The organism is Burkholderia dolosa (assembly GCF_902499135.1).
Lineage (GTDB): Bacteria > Pseudomonadota > Gammaproteobacteria > Burkholderiales > Burkholderiaceae > Burkholderia > Burkholderia dolosa.
This window is the reverse complement of the sequence record NZ_CABVPR010000032.1, coordinates 47,545-67,792: the sequence shown is the minus strand read 5'-3', so window position 1 is coordinate 67,792 and position 20,248 is coordinate 47,545. Positions and strand designations below refer to the sequence as shown.

Here is a 20,248-nt window from a genome sequence, read left to right as displayed (position 1 = left end):
CGATAGGTCAGCGTCCCGGTCGTCAATGAGTTTTTCGACGGATCGGCTGTGCTGGCAATCACCGCGCCCGTCAGGTCCGTATTGCCCTTGACGTTCACATTGAAACCACCATCGCCCGCCTGAATGCCGGCCTGCTCGCTCACACCCGCATAATTACCGTTCGCATTCCCGTGCGACGAACTGAAGCTGGCACTACCGCCCATCGTGCTAACGCTGATGCCACCGCCCGCGCTGCTTTGATGTGCGCTGCTGACGGTCGTATCCTGCACGCTGCGCATGTTCAGATTGCCGCCCACGTCCGCCGTAACAGTGCGACCGGATACAGTCGAGCCGATCACATTCGTATCGCCACCGCTCACGAGTGTCACGCTATTCGCACCGGTCACGTGCGAATTGTTCTGCATTGCGGCATCACTGTTGCCGTCGCCGTGTGCGCGCGACATGGCGGCCGACACACCGATACCGTTCGTGCCAATCGACACGCCGACGCTGGCGCTTGACGACGAATTCGAGCTGCGCGTTGAATCGGTGTTCGTCGTGTTTTGCAGGTCGATCTGGTTCTTCGCGGCCAGCAGCACATCGTTGCCAGACACGTTCGAACCGGCCACCGTGATATTACCGCTACCCGGTGTGCCGTTACCCGTCGCAATCAGCGATGTGGTACCGCCAGCGCTGACGCTCGATCCGCGTTGCGTCGTTTGGCTTTCCGACGTATCGAGTCGGCTATGACTCGATCCAACGCTGACTTGAACGCCGATGCTCGGCGTGCCGCCGCCCGCAAGCGCACCGCCCGTCAGACCGGCTACACCCATCGCTGCATTACCTGCCGCTGCAATCGCGTGCAGGGCTGTCGCACGACTGTCACCGGCACCGCTCTTTGCCGCCTGCGCCTGTTGATACGCACCGTTGATCGCATCGCCGATGCTGCCCGACAAGCCGAGCGTGACGCCACTGCTACTGGTCGTCTCGCTATGGGCCTTGTTGCTGGTATCGGTTGCCGAATCGATCACAACATTCGACGCTATGCCGGTCAAATTCTTCCCGGCGATCAAGTCGCTACCCGTCACGTGCAGCGTATCGCCAGCCTTGACGGTCAGGTTGCCGTTAAGCGATCCAATCGTGCTCGCGTTGTTCGTGACGGACGAAGCATGATCCGTGTCAGTCTTTTTCTGCGTGCCAATACTCACGCTCAAGCCGCTGGTACCAATCCCCGAATGCGTTTCGTGATAGTAGCTGTCCTGCGTGACCGTATCCTTGGACGTGGTGATATTGACGTTGTTTGCTGCCCCAAGGCTGACATCGTTCGTGCCCACGATCGTGCTGCCCTGAACAGTCAAATCGTGGCCCGACTGAATGTTGACCGTATTACCAGATACCGTGCTGCCGACGCCGACATTCGCCTGCGTGTTCTGCATCGAATCGGTTTTCGTGCTGCTGACGAAGCTGCCGTGTTGGACTTGCACCGACTGGTACTTGTCGTGTTCCTCGCGAGCCTCGTTGATCGAGACGTTGCCCGTCGCACCAATGTTTGCCGCTCCCGTACCGTTTTCGACGCCGTTCGTCATACCTGCCGTGAGCGATGAACCTGTGAGCGTGACGTTGCCCTTCGACGCATCGGTACTTGCTGCCGCGAGGGTCGCATTGCCGCCTGCCGTGAATTGCGTGCCAACAGCGTGCTCGTCGTAGTTGTGATCAACTTCCTTACGCGTCTTGCTGTCCGCCGCCACGTTATCGAGCTTCGCGGTATCCGTGACCGTCGTTGCCGTCAAATTCCCGCCTGCAAGCGCAGACAGGTCTTTTCCGGCTGATACGGTCGCGCCCTTCAGCGTCATGTCGTTGCCGCTTTGCATCCCCAAGCTGCCGCCTGCGGTGATGCCGCTCGTCACGTTCTTCGTCGTGGATTCTTGCCAATGATGCTGATCGTTCAGATACATCGATTGGTTCGTCGTGGACTGGACCGTATCGACGTTGATATCCCGACCTGCCGCCACCAATGCGTCACCGCCCGCCGACAAATTCGCGCCGTGAATGCTCAGATCGCGCGCGGCCTGAACCGACAGGTCGCCCGTTGCCGCGATCGTGCCTTGCTGGCCGATCAGACTCGTGCTGACCTTGCTCGCACCGGATGCGTCAGTTGCGCCCACGGCATCAACCAGCGTCGTGTTGACGATATCGCGGCCCGCCAGAACGGCAACCCGATTGCCGGTAATTTGACCCGACGCGTTGACCACATCGTTGCTCGCCGACACGGCCGTCGTGCCGTTCTTGCCGCTGCTCGAGATCGTACCGCCACGATTCAAAATATCCGTCGCCGTCAGCACGGTTTTCGTGCCGCCCTTGATCACGCCGGAATTCGTTGCACTACCCGTCGCATGAATTTCAACGTCGTCCGCTGCGATGAGTGCACCAGTCGGTTGCAGATCGTTCGCATGCGTTTGCGCCATATAGACAACAGGGGCCAGCACATGCGTCGTGCTGCCATCGGGCAAGGTCACGGTCTGGTCAACCAGCCATACAATGTCGCTCGTCAGCGCGTCCATTTGCGCGGCCGTCAGCGCCATGCCGGGCACCAAGCCGAATGATTTCGCGTAGTTTGCACCGTTCGTCATCAGCGACCGATATTCGTCCTCGGCGCTCGCGTAACCCGGCAGAAAGGTGCGACCGGTCAACTGCGTAATCTGGTTACGCACCATCTGCTGCTCATACATCCCGTCACCCAAGCGCTTTTCGATGCTCGCCGGGTCCAGGTTCAATTGGCCGAGCATGTAGTCGCTCGAAATGAAGTTCGTATAGCTCGTCAGGCGCGGATCGGTGACGATCAGATACGGCTGGCCAGGCGCGGGATGAATCGAGTACATCCCGCTTGTCGGCAACGTGATCGACAAAGCACCCGTTGCGCTCGCGACCGATTGCAGTGCAGGGACATTCGTCGTTCCGCTCGCCGCGCCGACCTTGGACGGATTGCTGCCCGATATCCCCTGATTGGCCGCATTGTTGCCGAGCGTACCGCCCGTGGCACCGGTCGAGGAATTTTGCGCAGCGACGTTCTGGTTATTGATGTTCTGCGCATTGATCGACACCGATTGGTTCGCGATGATCGTGCCGCCAGTGCCGCCGATCGCGACCGGCGCATACACGACCGGCGGCTCCGCTACCGTGCCACGATCGCGCGTCGGATCTTCGTTCCACGCATACATCGACACGATGTTGTCGGTCTGATACTGGTACAGTGTCCGACCAGTGTTATTGACCGTCGTGCCGCCGTAGCTTCCGCTACCGACGGAGCCGTTTTGCTGCGTGTTGCCGATCTGAATCGACTTGCCGGCCGCGATAGCGCTGTAGTTGTTCTTGACCGTGCCGACGTTCGCCATCGTGATACTGCCGCCGGCCACAAGCTGCGCTTGCTGCGCCGGACTCGTCACCTTGTCCTGCTGGATTGTCGACGTCGTATCGCGCCAAATTTCGACACGCTGATACCCGTTATGAGCATCGCTACGCGTCGCATATTCGGTATCCGGTACGTAATTGATGTGCGGATCGTATGCGTCCCAGTAATTGACAGTGACCGTTCCGTTGCCGTTATCCGTCAGCGAGTTGTAGTAGATCGTCTTTTGCTGGCCATTGACATCGAGTACCAGCACGCGATCGGTAGCGTTCGAGCCCGTCGTTTCCGATACGATCTGTGAACTGCTGAAGGTATCGTTACGGGCGGTTTTGTAACCGTAGTCCCAAACGGCCTGCGTACATGACGAGTGCGAATCGGCGTTCGTCGTCGCGCAGGAAATGTATTTGTCTCGCTTTGTTTCGTGCTTGGTGGTCGTGCTCGTCGTTTCCGTCGTGACCGTCGGTGCGGGGCGCGTATTGGTGAACGTGCCGGCAGCCAGTTCAATGTTGCCCTGCGCTTCGATCGTGGACTGATCGTTGAGCACGTCTTGCGTGCGGTTCGCGAGGAAGCCATTTGCATCACGCTGACCGTTCGCCGCGATATTGATATCGCCGACGCTGAACAGATTTGCTCCACCCGTGTTCGACAACTGATTCGTCGCGTACAGATTCAACCGATTTGCGGCAGCGAATACGGCGGCGGCTCCGGTATTCGCGATCGTATTGGCATTCGCCGTGACGTTGGCACCGATCACGGTGCCCGTATTGTTCAGCGTCGCACTGGTGGTCGTGACCGAATTGCCCTCGATGCGGCCCGCATTATCGATCGTGCCGCCGTTCGCGTTGACCGTCGTGTTCGCGGAATTCAAATCCGCGCCGCTCTGGTTGTCGACGTTCGCCGCATTCACCGTCAGCGCGCCGTTGGCATCCAGCACGCCTTGGTTCGTCAGCTTGCCTGACGTGGAAAATGTGAGGTCGCCGTTCGCGTGCAGTTTATTCGCCGTGGTCTGCGTGTAGTCGCTACCGAGCGTAACGGCACCGTTGCGACCGGCGATAATCGAACCGCCGCCGGACAGCGTGCCGGTGCTCAGCGTCAGGTCCTGATCGCTACCGATCGCGCCATTCTGGTTCGCAAGGGTGCTCGTCTGAATCGATACGCTGCCGCCGCTGCCTGCGTCATTACCAATTTTGCCCGACGTGTTGTCGATGGACGCCGTTTGTAACGAAAGCGCGCCGTTCGCACGAACGGAGCCGCCCTGATTCGAAAGGGCTGCATTCGCACCGTTCAACGTCAGATTATTTGCCGCCGACAGCACACCACCCGCATTGTTCGCGTTGTTGCCTACGTTCAGCGTCAGGTCATGCCCAGAAAGCGTCTGACCGCCTTGCGCATTCGTGAGCGTTTGCGCAGTCAGCGTCACATCGCCGTTTCCGCCAATCGTACCCGCACCGGCCTTGCCGGACGCGTTGGTGTTCGTGATCGACACGCCGCCGTCGATTGTCGTCACACCGCTGCCGATATTCGCGATACGTCCGTTGCTATTATCGACACTGGAACCCGAGACGGCGAGCGTAGACGTTGCGCCGTTCGCTTCAATTTGACCCGCGCTATTGACCACAGCACCTTGCGCGCGAAGCGACAGATTGCCGTTCGACTGAACAAGACCAGCGGCATTCGCAATTTGACCGTTCGACTGCACGGACAGCGATTGCGCCGCCAACAGCGATCCGTTCGAATTATCGACGCTGCCTGCCGACACCGATACATCACCGTTGCCGCCAATGGCGCCGCCCGCTGTATTCGTCAGCGCGTTTGTCGTCGTGACCGACAGCGCGCTCGTGCCCACGTTTTTAAGCGAACCACCATCATTCGCGAGACTGTCGGCCGTTACTGAAACGCCGTTGTTCGCTTCGAGCGTGCCCGCACGGTTATCGACAGCGCCCTGAGCCTTCAGCGTAATACTGTCCGCACCGACGTAGCCGCCCGCATGGTTATCGAGCGATTGCACGTCGAGCGCCGCCTGTCGCTGCGCGGCCAGCGTTCCGGCGCTATTCGAAACAGCAGCCGCCTTCAGGCCCAACGCGCCATTTGTCGCGATCGTACCGCCGTGATTCGACATCGCACCGGTTGTGATCGACAACGTACCGCTGCCTGCGTGAGTAATTTTCCCGTGGTCGTTGATCAGCGTCGCGGGCGTCAGGTTCAGGTCCGTACTGTTGGTCCGAATAACGCCGTTGCTCGAATTATCGAGCGTGTTCGAGACGGCGATATTCATTGCGCCGGTCCCGGTTTGTGTAATCGAGCCGCCGTGGTTCGATAAGTTCGTCGCAGCAAGAGACAACTGCGCTGCCTGCACCGAACCCGCATCATTGCTCAGCGTTGCTGCACTCACCGCTGCCGATTGTCCGGCCGCGATGCTACCCGACCCGTTCGTCAACTGCGCACCGGCGTTGATCGTCGCATTGCGACCGGCGGACATCGCACCGCTGCCGTTATCGACAGACTGCGCACCAACTTGCAGGTCCGTCTGCGCGGTAATCGCACCGTGGTTAGCAACGGTTCCGGCTTGCACATTGACGCCGCCGTTACCACCGATCACACCGCCCTGCGCACCTGCAGCTGTCGTCCCTGTCGCATTGACCAATTGCCCGGTCGTCGTGATCGACAGACCATCACCGTTCAACGATGTAACGCGACCGGCCGAATTGTCCAACGAGCTTCCCGAAATATTCATTCCGGCCGCGCTCTGGATCGTGCCTTGGTTGTTCGCGATCGCACCGCCGCGCACCTGCATCGCATTTTCGGAAACCAGCGTGCCGCCCTGATTCGCGATTGCGCCGTTCGACTGCACGTTCAGCGGACCTTGCGCCGATACCTTGCCACCTTGGTTCGAAATGCTGCCTGCGGTCAACGTTGCGTTGCCTTGGCTCGACAGCGTGCCGTGATCGTTGATCAACGCACCCGCTGCGTTCGCATTGAGTGCGCCCTGCGCACTCGTTGTCGCATTCGAAAGGTTCAGGTCGCCGGCATTCGCGTTCAGCGAGAGGTTGCCGTTCGCAGCCGTCTTGCTGCCTGCGAGATTGACCGCACTGCCTGAAATCGACGCGTTACCACCTGCGACGTTCTGCCCCGTCGCCGTCACTTGGCCGCTGCTCGACAGATTCAGATCGCCGCTTTCTCCGACTGAACCGTCGTTATTCACACCTGCGCCGAGCGTCCCGGTCGAATTGATGCTGCCTGCGGTGACCGTCGTATTTTGCTGCGCGGCCAGTGTGCCGCCGTTCGATATTGCGCCGGTTGCTGAAACGTTTGCGCTCTGTTGGGCATACGTCGTGCCGGTATTTTGAATGCTGTTCGCGGTTGCGGTAAGATTGCCACTCGCAGTCGTCTTGCCCGTGAGTACAAGCTGACCGTTGGATTGCAGTGTCAGGTCGCCCGCTTGTGCAGTGATCGTTCCGGCGTTTGCGACCCCGACACCATTTTCGGTGCCAACGAGATAAATGCGATTGGCGAACATGCCGCCCAACTGGCTTACATCGATTGCGACTGCCGGTGCGGCACCGTCACCGGCAATCGGCGTTGCCGCCAACGTATCGTGATTGACCTGATTCGCGCCTGCGATCACGTTCAGATTCTTTGCATAAATAGCTGCGTTCGCCTGTACGGCGCGGGCAATCAGATCGACCTGATCGACATTCGATGCATTAAGACCAGCGCCATTTACCGAAATCAGGCCGCGTGATACATTGAATCCGGCAAGTGACCCATCAGCGCCGTAATACGGTGTGCCGGTTGTCAGTGTGGCGCGTGACGTATTAATAAACCCACCACCGTCCACTTGAATACCGGCGCTATTCGACAGGATTACTTCGGCGCGATTTCCTCCGACCTCAACATAACCGCGAAGTTGAGACGGCGCATTACTGTTGACTTGGTTGACGATAATTCGCGCCGACTGGTTCGGGGCGAAGTTCGGGTTGCCGTTAATGTAGCCAGCCTGCTGTGTGTTCACCAGCGTAGGCGAATTATTGAGAATTGCGCCGGGCCTTTGTACGTCGAACTGGTTGTATGTATTCACGGACACGCCAGCGCCAGACGGTGCCGCAATATTCACCTGCGGGATGCCATTCTGCGTCTGGATCACATGGGTGCTCGTGCCCGGAGTCGGAGCGATTTGCGCGAAGCTGAACAACGGCACACCGAACAGCAATGCAGCGGCGATCGCGAACGGATGCAACACAACGTGCAAGCCCGACGCTTCGGCCGATGCGGTCGTTCCTTTCGCAATTCCGGCAGAACGCGGCGAAGTACCGTTTTCCTGAACGACCATCAGCGCGCCGCGCGCGCGGTTGAACACAACCCGATAGCATTTCTTGTTCATTCTTCGTTGACGCGCACTGCGCCCCTGCTTGCAATCTTGTTTGAATTCAGCGTCGACAGGACCAAACACAATTCGCCGTCTGGTCTTGAACGAGCTTGCGACGGATAGTCAGAGCAACAATGCCTCTCATGCATGTCGCGATTGCGAGCCAGCGCTCGCAATTGGTCCCCTCTTATCCACTGCGCGCTTCTAGCAGAAGCGACAACCGCACACTGTCAGAAATGATCAATGCGAAGCGCGAGGAACATCGATTTCCTCTGCCCTGGCACTCGATATTTTAAAAATATTCAATAATCAACATTTTTTAAAAGTATTAATTAAAAACAAGATGTGATTTTATTAAGATGGGTGCGACGCAATCTTAGACGCGATGCCGATGGTGAGTACAGCGGGCAACCATGGTCTGACGCCTATGGTCTGGCGGGCAGCGCTCATTTCGAGATAGTCGGCAACAATGTCGAAATTCGACTGTTGAAAATATATAAATCCGGCCAAGAAAATACATATTCTTGAGCGCCCGAACTAAAACACTGGTCGCTGTATAAAAGAATTTTGCGTACCGTTGCGGCTACGCAACATTTTCTGCCGCGTTATGGATCAATGCCGTTGCCCTCATCAGGTACGGCACCTTCGTCGTCAAGAAGTTGCGCCGGGTCTACCTTTAGCACCGATGCAAGTGCTTCAAGATCATCAAGCGATAAATTGGCGATGCCACGCTCCACGTTGCCCACATACGTTCGATGAAATCCAGCGAGTTCGGCCAGCCGCTCCTGAGAAATCTCCGCAGACCTCCGAATTCTTCGCAGACTACGATATCGTGATCAATCGGCTATCTCGTCGGCGGTATCGGCCGAGTTGAAGGATTTTGGAACGGTGTGCGGTTTCTACAGTCGTTATGCCCTGACCCCGACATCCATATCACAGATGGACGCACGTGCGCGATTCGCCGTCCGATTGCTCCTGTCGCTGGATGTTCAGGGGAAACGCCAACCAGATACGATAACGTATAGCTACCGCGATACGGATGATCCAGAAGGCGTAGCACTTCACAAAGAAATATCGAAGAAGTTGCGCAAGTTCCGCGAGCGAGAAATGGAATCTTGCCAACTTGCGGTACTGTGGTATCTGGAAGAAAGAGGTGCGACCGTCGAACCTCTGATTATTGACAATGCATTGTACTTGGACGAACTGAAAGATGAACGCAATGTACAGCGCAAGAAAATTGCCGATGGTATTATTGGTGCGAGAGCGGTATCAGAATACGATTACGAGCACCACGAGAAAGGTGAATTATTCTTAACCTATGCAGAAATCGAGCGGTACAAGATTTGTCGCGTATTCAAGATTGAGGCGGGCGAATCAGTTACGAAGCAGCATTTGAGCCTTTATCGCAGCGATCGCCGGCTTGTGCGCAGCTTTATGGTTCGTGCGTGCTTTTTACTCGATATTGACGAAAATCCGGTAAGTGGTCGCCTCCCGGACGAATTGAGAAAGCGTCATATTCTTCGCAAGGGCAACATGCAAAACCTCGCTTTTGAACGTCCCTGACGCTGCGACAGTAAGATTCGTGTGCACGTGTTTTTCGGTCGAGTTCATTTTGGCTTCCTTCGCGTCCGGGCGGCACACCTGTTGAATAACGACACAGGCTGAGGACCGACATCAGCGCTGCTGCAAGCGGAGTCGGGGGGCAGCGGCACAAGCGGCTTCTTTGAACGGCTTTTCCTCGAACCATTGTTCCAATGGATGACCATACGCCGTCACGAAATTGGAACACTGTCATTTTTGTCGTCCGCCGCTTGGTACACTTTTTGGACACTTTCCGTCAGAGACGGCCTCACAGCGTCACTTCGACAACGTTGCGCGCACCGTATATTCGCCCGGAAGCGCGTCATGTGCGGCCCGCACGAAATAGCGCGACGCATCGAGATCCGCCGGAATCGGCTCGACCGGATAGCCGTGCTTTTCCCATGCGTCGAGGCCGCCCTTCAGCGCCTTGATGTTGTGGATCATCTTCTTGCGCTGCAGCTGCGCGACGATGCGCTTCGCGGTCGCCTCGTTCGGGCACACGCAATAGACGACGATCGGCCGCTTCAGCACTTCCGGATCGAGCAGATCGGGGGAATCGAGATCGAGCGGCACCGCGCCGGCGATCCGGTACGGCTCGCGTTCGCGGATCGCGCGCGGCCGCGCGTCGAAGATCAGCGGCGGCTCGTCGGACGTCATCATCTCGACGAGCTGCGGCGGCGAGATGCGCACCTGCGCGAGCCAGCGGCGGAACTGCACGCGGCGCACCCAGCGGTACAGCAGGAACGTGATGAAGATCGCGAGGAATGCGTCGAGAATCGTGCCGCCGCTTGCGCGCACCCACAGCACGAACTGGACGATCTGATCGTGGATCGCCGCGCCGCCGACGAGCCAGAACGCCGCCCACAGCGACGCGCCGGCCAGATCCCACAACAGGAACACGCCGACGCCGATCGCCGTCGTGCCGAGCAGCGGCGCGGACACGAGGCCGAGCCCCGGCAGGAACTTCGACAAAACGAGCAGCGGCGCGCCGTACCTTTCGAACACGTTACGTGCGAAACGCAGCGTCGTGTCGAGCGACAGCGAGAAGCGCACGAGCGCATTCAGCAACCGCCGGCCGCGCGTGCGGCCCATGAAGAACCACAGCGAATCGGCCAGCATCGTCGCGCCGATCGCCGCTGCGAACATGCTCGTCCACGACGCCTGCCCCATCGCCGCCATCGTGCCGCCGAGAATCAGCATCGGCACGGCGGGCACCGGCACGCCGAGCTGCGTGATCAGCACGCTCGCGAACACGGCCCACGGGCCGAGCGACGACGGAATCGCAACGGGAAAGTGCCACACGGCGGCGCTCCTGGAAGACATGCGGATCGTGCGACGGGCCGGCCGCCGATACGGCTGCGCACGGCCGCCGCGGCATGTCGGACGCCGACCGTGCACCCCGCGCATTCTAAACGGGTTTGGCGGATGCCGCGCGCAACGTGCCGCTGTCGCCGCCAGCCGCGGCGCGCTCGACTGCCCGCAACGTCACGGTTCCGAACGCTGCGCGAGCGCCGCGACGTGTTCCGCGTATTCCGGAAAGGCGCCGGCCAGCGCGGCGGCGTCCGCGAGCTCGAATTCCGCGAACTCGAAACCCGGCGCGACCGTGCAGCCGACGAGCGCGACATGCTCGGCCGATGCGCAGCGCGCGCCGAACCAGCGGCCGGCCGGCACGACGGCCTGGAACACGGTGCCCGGATGCGTGAGCGGATTGCCGAGCCGATGGATCGTGAGACCGTCGCGCTCGTCGAGCACCCACACTTCGAGCGGGTCGCCCGCATAGAAATGCCAGATTTCGTCGGAACGGATCCGGTGCCACGACGAATACGCGCCGTCGCACAGCAGATAGTAGATCGCGGTCGACGCGGCGCGCGGTGCGCCGTCGGCCGGACGCACGACCGAATCGGTCGCGCGATACGTTTCGCGGAAATAGCCGCCTTCGGGATGCGGCTGCAGGTCGAACTGGCGAATCAGGTCGGCGGCGGAGATCGGCATGGACAATGACGTCGGTGAAGTAACGGAGGGTGCGTGCGACGAGTGGCGCGATGTCGTCGAAGTCAACCTTCGGCCGCCGCCGCGTTCATGCGGGCGGCGACGGTTGCGCGCCGACCGCGGCACGCGGCGATCGGAGAAGCAGGCACCCGCCGATGCTGCCAGAACTGCGTGCCGGGACGCAACCCGCGGCCCCGCGACGCGCGGGCGGCGCGCGTCGCGCAGCGCGACACGCGCATGCGGCTCGTACAGATGCGGCACGTCGAGCTACGCACGTCGATCGGCGTGAGCGGCGCGTCATCGTAAGCAGCGCGCCATCGACCCAGCCGGCGCGCAGCCGGCGCCGCCCAATCGCGAAGCCGCTACGCCGCTGCCGACGCGGCCGATTCGGCGTGCCGGACCAGCAGCACCGGCCGATCGGCTGCCCGCAGCAGCGACTCCGCGACGCTGCCGAGCAGCAGCCGACGCAAGCCGTGGCGACCGCTCGTGCCGAGCACGATCAGGTCGGCGTCCAGTTCGGCCGCCGTGCGCATCAGCACGGTCGCGACGTCGTCGCCGTACGCGTCGAGCGCGCGCACCGTGCCCGGCACGCCGCGTCGTGCGAGCGTCGCCTTCGCGTCGTCCAGCACGCTCGTCGCCGCTTCGATGGCGGCTGCGTCGTCGTCCCGCGCTTCCGCGAAGCCTGCATCCACATCGACGAGCTGCGGCCGCCGTTCGACCACATACGCGCACGTGATCGTGCCGCCGGACGCCGCCGCGATCCGGATCGCCTCGTTCAATGCGACACGCGCACTCGGGCCGCCGTCGAGCCCGACGAAAATCCGCTGGTACATGATCCGCCCTCCGAACGGGCACGCGCGGCATGGCGCCGCGCCGGCTCGTATTTGACTGCACGCTGCAACAGGTTCCGTCGCGCATCGGCCCGCGCCCGCGCGATCGGCATTGACCGCGATTGCCGCGTCCATCGCGCGCCGGTTCACGCATTCGCAACCGGCCCTATTACAAAAAACGCTTAAAACGCGCACAATTTCGTCTCGAAAAAACAGACGTCGCGTGCAACCGGTGTGCGTTTTGCCGGTTTCAGGCATGCGCACGAATGCCGCGAGCGACCCCCGACCCCCGAATGGCCATCCGATGACCACCAGTGGCACCCCGACGCGGCACACCCGCAGGCCCGCCGGTCTGCAGATCATGTTACGCCAGCCGCTTGCTGCCGGCGTCGTCGCGCTGTTCGCCGGCGCAGCGCTGTCGCTCGGCGTCGCGCTGCTCGTGCGCGGACAATGGCAGACCGCTTTCCATACGCGCTTCGAACGCCGCACCGCGCACGTGACCGCGATGCTGCGCCACGAATTGCAGGCCGGCGCAGCGATGCTCGAAAGCGCGCGCGGCGCGTTCGCCGTCGTGCCGCAGATGACGTCCGATCGATGGCGCAGATACGCGGAAACGCTCGACCTCGACAGCGGCCGTTCGTCGGTTCGGCTGATCGGCTATGCGCCGTTGTCGCCCGCGATACGCAGCGCACTGGCCGGCAACGAGCCGATGCCGGCCGGGCCGCTCGCGACCGCGACGCTGAGTGCGCCCGCATCGAATTCGCCGGTCGTGCGCTTCGGTCCGTCCGATGCGGCGCCGCTGGCACGTGCGCTGCAGACCGGCGACGTCGCGCTCGGCGTCCTTCCGGCCGACGACGATACGTCGCGCGACGCGCGTCCGCTCACGTTGTTCGTCCCCGCGACCGGCTTGCCGCACACCGCGGTGGCCGGTCGCGGCCCGCGCGAACCGGCAGCCGACGGCGTGCTGTTCGCGGTGCTGAGCGCGCGCCGTCTCGTCGAACGCGCGCTCGACGCGGAGCGCGGGCTCGATCTGCGCGTCGGCACGCCGGGCAACGCGCGCGCGATCGTCAGCGCGGAAACCTCGACCGACGAAGCGTCGGCGTCGCCGGACCTGCTGCGCCGCACCGACGAACTGAATTTCGGCGGCACCGTGCTGACGCTCGCGTATTCCGCGGACGGCCGGCCGAGCGCGACCGGCGCGCAGCGCGCGGCGGGCACGGTGCTCGCCGCCGGGCTGGTCGCGTCGTTCGCGTTCGCGGCGCTCGTCCATGCGGTGCTGCGCGGCCGGCTCCGCGCCGCCGATCCCGCGGCCGGCAGCCGCGGCATCCTGAACGAGGCGCGGATGATGGGCATCATCCGTTCGTCGATGGAGGCGATCATCACGATCGACGAGAAGCAGACGATCGTGATCTTCAATCCGATGGCCGAGCAGGTGTTCGGCGTGTCGGCGATGGAGGCGATCGGCGCGCCGCTGTCGCGCTTCATTCCCGAGCGGTTTCGCGCCGCGCACGCGAAGCACGTCGACCAGTTCGGCGTGACCGGCGTGTCGGAACGGCAGATGGGACGCCAGCGCGTGCTGTTCGGGCTGCGCGGCAACGGCGAGGAATTCCCGATCGAAGCGTCGATCTCGCAGATCCGCGATGCGTCCGGCAAGCTCTATACGGTGATGCTGCGCGACATCACCGAGCGGCAGCGCGCGGAAAACGCGCTGAAGCAGTCGCGCGAGGAGTTGCGCGAACTGTCGGCGAATCTGCAGAACGTGCGCGAAGCGGAAAAGACGCGCATCGCGCGCGAACTGCACGACGATCTCGGCCAGCAGCTGACCGCGCTGAAGATGGATCTGTCGGTCGTCGAGCAGCAGTTGCGCATGCGCGGCCGCGCGCAGCCCGACGACGACGTGCTGTCGCATCTGCACGGGATGCGCCGGCTGATCGATGCGACGGTCGCGTCGGTGCGGCGCATCGCCGCCGACCTGCGGCCCGTGATGCTCGACGATCTCGGCCTCGTGCCGGCGATCGAATGGCTCGCGAACGACTTCACGAACCGCTACGGCATCGACGTCGAACGCCGCCTCGAAACCGGCGGCCTGGCGTTCGGCAGCGCGGGCGCGACCACGCTGTTCCGCATCGTGCAGGAAGCGCTGACGAACGTCGCGCGCCATGCGGACGCGACGCGCGTCGAGCTGCGGCTCGACGTCGACGACGCATCGTGCGTACTGCGCGTCGCGGACAACGGCCGCGGCGCAGCGCCCGGCGGGCCGGCTCACGAGGACAAGTCGTTCGGGCTGATCGGCATTCGCGAACGCGCGCACATGCTGGGCGGCACCGTGACGATCGACACCGCGCCCGCGCGCGGCTTCTCGATCGCCGTCGCGCTTCCGCTCGGCGCCGTTCAACAGGAACCCACCCTCACATGATCAAGGTGCTCATCGCCGACGACCATACGCTCGTGCGCGACGGTCTGCGGCACATCCTCCGGAACGCCACCGGATTCGACGTAGCCGGCGAAGCGTGCGACGGGCCGTCGACGATCGCGCTCGTGCGTGCGACGCCCGCGCAGGTGCTCGTGCTCGACCTGTCGATGCCGGGCCGCAACGGCGTCGAGCTGATCAAGCAGATCAAGGACGAGAAACCGGCGCTGCGCGTGCTCGTGCTGACGATGCATGCGGAACGGCAGTACGCGGTCCGTGCGTTTCGCGCGGGCGCGTCCGGTTATCTGACGAAGGAAAGCGCGAGCGCCGAACTGGTCGACGCGGTCACGAAGGTCGCGTCCGGCGGCGTCTACGTGAGTCTCGCGATGGCCGAGCAGTTCGCGCAGAGCCTGAACGAGCCGGCCGATACGCTGCCGCATCAGCGGCTGTCCGACCGCGAGTTCGACGTGTTCAGAAGAATCGCCGCCGGGCAGACACTGACCGAAATCGCGCAGGCGCTGTGCGTGAGCGCGAAGACGGTCAGCACCTACAAGACGCGTATTCTCGAAAAGATGCAGATGCCGCATGAGGCCGCGCTCGTACGTTACGCGCTGCGGCACAAGCTGCTCGACGAAACGGACGACGTGTAGGCGCGGACGGCGGCGGCCGCGGGTACGTTGCCGGTACGTTGCGGTTGCGGGACGACGCGCTTACCTGGCAGGCACTGGACATGCGAGATCGCCTTCCTCGCACGACAGATAGCCCTTCAGCGTTTCGGTGCGCGCCTTGGTCAGATCTTCGAGACAGGTCGACATCACCATCGGATACACGCTGCCGCCCTCCGCATTCGCGCTCGAGAAATGGCATTCGGCGTCGCGATATGCGATCCATGCGCGCTGCGCGTTCACGAGCTTGTCGGCAAGCGGCCGCGCATCGCGCAGGCGCGCGGTCACGGCCTGGTAAGTGCGGTTCAGTTCCGCATCGGCTTTCTTGTATGCGCGATCGGCGCAGGCCGTCAGCGTCGCCTGGTCGGTCGCGCTCGTGCAGTTTGCCTGCGCATGCGCGATATCGGCCGCCAGCGTCAACGCCAGCGAACACAGCAGACCCGTCAAGACACGCATGGACACTCCTTGTTTGTTGTTCGTCGAAGTCGGGGAAATCCGGTGCCGGACTGGCCGCCCTCCGGTGCCGCGGCGACACCGACCGCGATGCTAGCGTACGCGCGCGCGATTGTCAGCGGCGCGCACAGCGCGTGCCGCCGGATGCAAAAAACCCGCACGCGCGAGCGTGCGGGTTTTCCGCTGCGGTCGCTCCGGCGGCCTCGAAGGCCGCCGCGCGCGGCTGCCGGCTCAGTGACCGAAGTAGACCGACGAGCGATCGGCTGCGGCCGGCACGACGACGCGCTGGCCCGACTGCGATGCCGCTGCGGCGTTCGCGCCGTAGCCGGTTGCGTCGACCGTCGCGCCGGCGTTTTGCGCGGCAGCGATCTTCGCCTGCGCGGCCTGGATGTTTTCCGGGTAGTGCATCCAGTCGTTCGGGTTGTAGCCGGCCTGTTCGAGCTGGACCAGTTCGGCGCGTACTTGCGCGCGCGTCACCGGCTGCTGGCTGGATTGGGCGAACGAGACGGCCGGTGCGGCGACCAGGGCGGCCAGTGCAACTGCGTTGATCAGCGATTTCATGATGCGTTACCTCCGGGTTGTTTTGTCGGGCGCTTCGGACTGGATGTCGTTGCGCATGGGTGAAAGTCTAGGAGGGGTGGCAATCAGGGTAAATACTTAAATCGCAAATTCACTGTTGACGCAGGCCGTACAATCGGCGCGAATTGGCGCCAATAGTCTGACGATTGGCGGCGTCGGCGTGCAGAATCGGCCAGTGCGGACCGGCGGTGCTTTCGCGGCGCCTTAGGCTCCGATCGTCGATGCACGGCCGGCAGCCGCGCCGTGCAATCCGGCAGGCACGCCGGTCATTGGGCGCTGCTGGCGGCGTCCGGCGACGCAGGCGCCGACGGCACAGCCGGTGCGGCCGGCGACGCGACGACCGGCGGTGCGCTGCCGGTCGTACCGCTTCCGTTCGTCGCCGGCGGCGGCGCGCTCTGCGACGGCGGCGATTGCAGCGGCGGTTGCGACGCACCCGACAGCGCGGCGGCCGATGCGGCCACGTCGGACGCCGGAATCCATTCCTCGACGATGCCGTCGGACGCGGCTTCCGGCGCCGATGCGGCGCTCGCGGCGGACGCATCGTCGTCGGCGTCCGCGGCCCGCGGCGCACGTTGCGCGCGGACCGGCGCCGGCGCCTTGTTCGGTTCGGCCGTGACCCACGCACCGAACAAGTCGGTCACGCGCTCGCGCACCGATGCGAACCAGCCCGGCGACGGCTCGGTGTCGAATTTCGCTTTCGTATCGACGATGCGCGCGCGCTGCGCACGCTGGAAGAAATCGCCGACGATCGGCAGCGCGCTGTGGGCGCCCTGCCCCCAGTAATCGCTGCGCAGCGTCACGCGGCCGTCGTCGAAGCCGACCCACGCGCCGGCGACGAGGCTCGGCTGCATCAGGATGAACCAGCCGTCCGCGTTGTCCTGCGTCGTGCCCGTCTTGCCCGCCACGTCGCCGCGCACGCCGAAGCGCGTGCGGATGCTGCTGCCGGTGCCGCGGATCACGACGTCGCGCATCACGTCGAGCAGCACCTTGTCGGTTTCCGCGTCGAGCGCGCGCTCGGGCGGCGCGGGCGCGAATTCGGCCAGCACGTCGCCCTGGCGATCCTCGATCCGCGTGACCATCTGCGGTTCGATGTACAGCCCGTCGTTGGCGATCGTCGCGTACGACGCGACCATCTCCTTCAACGTCACCGGGCTCGTGCCGAGCGCGAGCGACGGCACGCGCTCGAGCGGGCTTTCGCGTACGCCCATGTCGCGCGCGAGCCGCGCGACCGCCGTCGGGCCGACCTTCTCCATCACCTGCGCGGTAATCCGGTTGCGCGACAGCGCGAGCGCATCGCGCAGCGTCATCGGCTTGCCGCTCGGCGGGACGTCGTCGTTCGGCCGCCAGATCTCGCCGCCCTTCAGCGGAATCTCGACGGGCTGGTCGACGAACGTATCGTCCGGCTTCATCCCGCTCGCGAACGCGGCGCCGTAGACGAACGGCTTGAACGTCGAGCCCGGCTGACGGCGCGCTTGCGCGACGTGGTCGAACGGCTCGCGCGCGAAGTCGCGGCTGCCGACCCACGCGCGGATCTGTCCGTCGCGCGGATCGATCGCGACGAAGCCGGCCTGCACGTCCGTCTTCGTCTTGCACAGCGCGCGCATGAAGCCATGGTCGGCCGCGAGCTGCTTCATCGCGGCCGCGTCGTCCTTGCCGGCCGCCTGCGCGGCCTTGTACTCCGGCGACTCGCGCATGAACGTGCGGAACACTTCGTTGTCGGTGCCGCAGCCGTCGCGGCCGCTCCACGCGGCGTTCGCGATGCCCTGCAGCTGATTCGCGTGCAGCGTCAGCGCCTGCGTCGCCATCTGCTGCAGCCGCGAATCGATCGTCGTACGCACGACCAGCCCGTCCGAATAGATGTTGTAGTCGTTGCGGTCGGCCCACGCGATCAGCCATTTGCGCAGCTGCTGCGCAAAGTGCGGCGCGGGCCCCGGCGGCTCCTTCTGCCGCTCGAAGTCGATCCGCAACGGCCGGCGCTGCAGCTGCGCGAACTGCGCGGCCGACAGCTTGCCGTACTTCACCATCTGCGCGAGCACCGTGTTGCGCCGCTGCAGCGCACGCTCGGGGTTCAGCACCGGGTTGTAGTAGCTGTTGCCCTTCAGCATCCCGACGAGCGTCGCGCTGTCGAGCACGTCGAGTTCGTCGGCCGACTTGTCGAAATAGGTGCGTGCGGCCATCTCGACGCCGTACGCGTTGTACAGGAACGGCACCGTGTTCAGATAGGTCTCGAGAATCTCGTCCTTGCTGTAGACGGCCTCGATCTTCAGCGCGGTGATCGCCTCCTTCAGCTTGCGCGTGAGCGTCGGCGCGCGGCCGATCTCGTCCGGATACAGATTGCGCGCGAGCTGCTGCGTGATCGTCGAACCGCCCTGGCGGTCGCCCGAGAACGTGTGCAGCGCGGCCGACGCGGTGCGCTTCCAGTCGAGGCCGTGATGTTGGTAGAAGCGGTGGTCCTCGGTCGCGATCAGCGCGTCGACCATGTGCGGCGAAATTTGCTTGAGCGGCACCCATTCGCGGTTCGACGGCTTGAATTCGGCGAGCAGCTTGCCGTCCGCGGACAGCACCTGCGCGGGCTGGTCGACGCGCGCCTTGCGGATGTCGCCGATGCCGGGCGTGAACGGCACGAGCGCGAGCGCGTACAACGCGAACAGCGCCGGGACGGCGGCGACGGCAAGCAGTACGCCGCGACGCGTCGGATAGCGCACGTGGCGCCAGGCGACGGCCAGGACACGCTTGACGGGTACGGCGGCGGCGGCCGCGACGGGCTGGGCGCGCGCGATCCATTTGGCACAGAAATCACGCACTGACGACACGTTTCGGCGATTCACGCGGGTGGGGGCTCTGCTGGAAAGCGTGCATCGTACCAAAAGTCGGCGCGCGCACCGGCGGGCGGCCGGAGCCCGACCGCGGCGCGCGCGGATGCTTGCGCGTTCGCAGTGCGCGCCATGCCGGAGCGCGCGCGCCGGGCCGGAACGGCATGCGCGACATCGCGAAACTGCGCTCCGCGCGCTGAAACGGTCACGATGACCGAATGCGCATTCGCGCCACACGGCGCCGCACGCGTCGGCCGGTTTTCATCGAAGCCGACGTAGTGCACGCGGTGGCCGCCATACCGGCAGTTCAAAAACGGTCGCTTGGTCCGACGGCGTTCGAGACGAGCCGTCGGCGACACCGCGGCTACTTCGGCGCAATATCGCGACGCACGCGCCGAATATGCTGTTCGACATAGAACGCGGCCGCATCGGCATCGCCGCACACGATCGCCTCGTAGATCAGCCGGTGCTCGGACACATACAGCCGGATCCGCCGCGCGTCGTAGATTCCGTCGTCCTTCAGCCGCTTCCACAGCGGCTGGTCCATCGTGTTCGCGACTTCATCGGCGATCTTCACGATCAGCGCGTCGCCGGTCATCCGCGCGAGCTGCCGGTGGAAGAGCCGGTCGCTGTCGTTCCACAGCGCGCGCTGCTGCGGATCGTCGATGTCGGTGATGGTTTCCATCTGCGCGAGATAGCGTTCGGCGACCGGATCGGCGCGCGCGTGCGCGGCCGCGAGCCGCGCGATCGCGGGCTCGAGAATCAGCCGCACGTCGAGCGCCGACGTCGGGCTGAAGTCCGCGTCGGGTCCATCGCGCGCGTCGCCGCGCCGCGCGAGCACGTCGAGCGGCGACGCGACGACGTACGTGCCCGAGTTGCGCTTCGTGATCACGAGCCCTTCGTTCTGCAACGCGCCGATCGCCTCGCGCACCGCGGGCCGGCCGACCCGGAACAGCGCGGCAAGCTCGCGCTCCGACGGCAGCCGCGAGCCGGCCGCGTAGCGTCCGGCGCGAATCTCGTCGCGGATCCTGTCGGCAACCTGCTCGTAGATCTGCAGCGGCCTGAAATCGGCTTCGGGCGGTTCGGGACGGGCGGACATCATCGTATGGCTCCTGCCCGGTCGCGGGCGTCGACGTGGAACGGGTTCGCACTGCACCGGGACGCTCGACCGTCGATG

12 protein-coding genes are annotated in these 20,248 nt (G+C 63.7%); 3 read left to right on the top strand and 9 right to left on the bottom strand.

Features of this window, described 5'->3' with window-relative positions; all coding sequences use genetic code 11:
- On the bottom strand, positions 1 to 7,766 hold a 7,766-nt coding region (locus BUB20358_RS16090), incomplete at its 3' end, for a two-partner secretion domain-containing protein (RefSeq protein WP_174905087.1).
- 590 nt (positions 7,767 to 8,356) lie between these two features.
- Positions 8,357 to 8,563, bottom strand: a complete 207-nt coding sequence (locus BUB20358_RS16085; RefSeq protein WP_223296984.1) for a helix-turn-helix domain-containing protein — start codon at positions 8,561 to 8,563, stop codon at positions 8,357 to 8,359.
- Between the two features lie 127 nt (positions 8,564 to 8,690).
- Between BUB20358_RS16085 and BUB20358_RS16080 the strand changes: the two genes are divergently transcribed.
- Positions 8,691 to 9,314, top strand: a complete 624-nt coding sequence (locus BUB20358_RS16080) for a hypothetical protein (RefSeq protein ID WP_128567369.1) — start codon at positions 8,691 to 8,693, stop codon at positions 9,312 to 9,314.
- Between the two features lie 294 nt (positions 9,315 to 9,608).
- On the opposite strand, the gene BUB20358_RS16075 is transcribed toward BUB20358_RS16080, so the two are convergent.
- From BUB20358_RS16075 to BUB20358_RS16065, 3 genes are all read right to left on the bottom strand, one after another.
- Positions 9,609 to 10,634 (bottom strand): VTT domain-containing protein, encoded by a 1,026-nt coding sequence (locus tag BUB20358_RS16075; protein WP_035974104.1) that lies wholly within the window; start codon positions 10,632 to 10,634, stop codon positions 9,609 to 9,611.
- Between the two features lie 183 nt (positions 10,635 to 10,817).
- Positions 10,818 to 11,324, bottom strand: coding sequence for a cupin domain-containing protein (locus BUB20358_RS16070; RefSeq protein ID WP_006765903.1), 507 nt, complete (start codon positions 11,322 to 11,324; stop codon positions 10,818 to 10,820).
- A gap of 359 nt (positions 11,325 to 11,683) precedes the next feature.
- Positions 11,684 to 12,154 (bottom strand): universal stress protein, encoded by a 471-nt coding sequence (locus BUB20358_RS16065; RefSeq protein ID WP_006765902.1) that lies wholly within the window; start codon positions 12,152 to 12,154, stop codon positions 11,684 to 11,686.
- A 301-nt stretch (positions 12,155 to 12,455) separates the two neighbouring features.
- Between BUB20358_RS16065 and BUB20358_RS16060 the strand changes: the two genes are divergently transcribed.
- Together BUB20358_RS16060 and BUB20358_RS16055 are read left to right on the top strand one after the other, a co-directional pair.
- Positions 12,456 to 14,567, top strand: coding sequence for a PAS domain-containing sensor histidine kinase (locus tag BUB20358_RS16060; RefSeq protein WP_035974100.1), 2,112 nt, complete (start codon positions 12,456 to 12,458; stop codon positions 14,565 to 14,567).
- Positions 14,564 to 15,211 (top strand): response regulator, encoded by a 648-nt coding sequence (locus BUB20358_RS16055; RefSeq protein WP_035974098.1) that lies wholly within the window; start codon positions 14,564 to 14,566, stop codon positions 15,209 to 15,211. Before BUB20358_RS16060 ends, BUB20358_RS16055 begins: the two co-directional genes overlap by 4 nt.
- Positions 15,212 to 15,271: 60 nt before the next feature.
- Here BUB20358_RS16055 and BUB20358_RS16050 read toward each other — a convergent pair whose 3' ends face one another.
- The 4 genes from BUB20358_RS16050 to BUB20358_RS16035 all read right to left on the bottom strand — a co-directional run bounded on the left by BUB20358_RS16050 (position 15,272) and on the right by BUB20358_RS16035 (position 20,173).
- Positions 15,272 to 15,682 (bottom strand): lysozyme inhibitor LprI family protein, encoded by a 411-nt coding sequence (locus BUB20358_RS16050; RefSeq protein WP_035974096.1) that lies wholly within the window; start codon positions 15,680 to 15,682, stop codon positions 15,272 to 15,274.
- A gap of 228 nt (positions 15,683 to 15,910) precedes the next feature.
- A complete protein-coding gene (locus BUB20358_RS16045; RefSeq protein WP_006765899.1) occupies positions 15,911 to 16,240 on the bottom strand; it encodes a DUF4148 domain-containing protein in 330 nt (109 codons plus the stop codon).
- Between the two features lie 284 nt (positions 16,241 to 16,524).
- Positions 16,525 to 19,125 carry a penicillin-binding protein 1A gene (locus BUB20358_RS16040; protein ID WP_081293665.1) on the bottom strand — a complete coding sequence of 867 codons (2,601 nt, stop codon included), beginning with the start codon at positions 19,123 to 19,125 and terminating at the stop codon, positions 16,525 to 16,527.
- A gap of 310 nt (positions 19,126 to 19,435) precedes the next feature.
- Positions 19,436 to 20,173: a FadR/GntR family transcriptional regulator gene (locus BUB20358_RS16035; RefSeq protein WP_006765897.1), complete on the bottom strand. Its 738-nt coding sequence runs from the start codon at positions 20,171 to 20,173 to the stop codon at positions 19,436 to 19,438.
- Between the last annotated feature and the right edge of the window lie 75 nt (positions 20,174 to 20,248).

Bases quoted from the DNA above. Each gene is read 5' to 3' on its own strand.
- BUB20358_RS16080 (WP_128567369.1), top strand. From the start codon at position 8,691: ATGGACGCACGTGCGCGATTCGCCGTCCGATTGCTCCTGTCGCTGGAT.
- BUB20358_RS16070 (WP_006765903.1), bottom strand. From the start codon at position 11,324: ATGCCGATCTCCGCCGCCGACCTGATTCGCCAGTTCGACCTGCAGCCG.
- BUB20358_RS16065 (WP_006765902.1), bottom strand. From the start codon at position 12,154: ATGTACCAGCGGATTTTCGTCGGGCTCGACGGCGGCCCGAGTGCGCGT.
- BUB20358_RS16060 (WP_035974100.1), top strand. From the start codon at position 12,456: ATGACCACCAGTGGCACCCCGACGCGGCACACCCGCAGGCCCGCCGGT.
- BUB20358_RS16055 (WP_035974098.1), top strand. From the start codon at position 14,564: ATGATCAAGGTGCTCATCGCCGACGACCATACGCTCGTGCGCGACGGT.
- BUB20358_RS16050 (WP_035974096.1), bottom strand. From the start codon at position 15,682: ATGCGTGTCTTGACGGGTCTGCTGTGTTCGCTGGCGTTGACGCTGGCG.
- BUB20358_RS16045 (WP_006765899.1), bottom strand. From the start codon at position 16,240: ATGAAATCGCTGATCAACGCAGTTGCACTGGCCGCCCTGGTCGCCGCA.
- BUB20358_RS16035 (WP_006765897.1), bottom strand. From the start codon at position 20,173: ATGATGTCCGCCCGTCCCGAACCGCCCGAAGCCGATTTCAGGCCGCTG.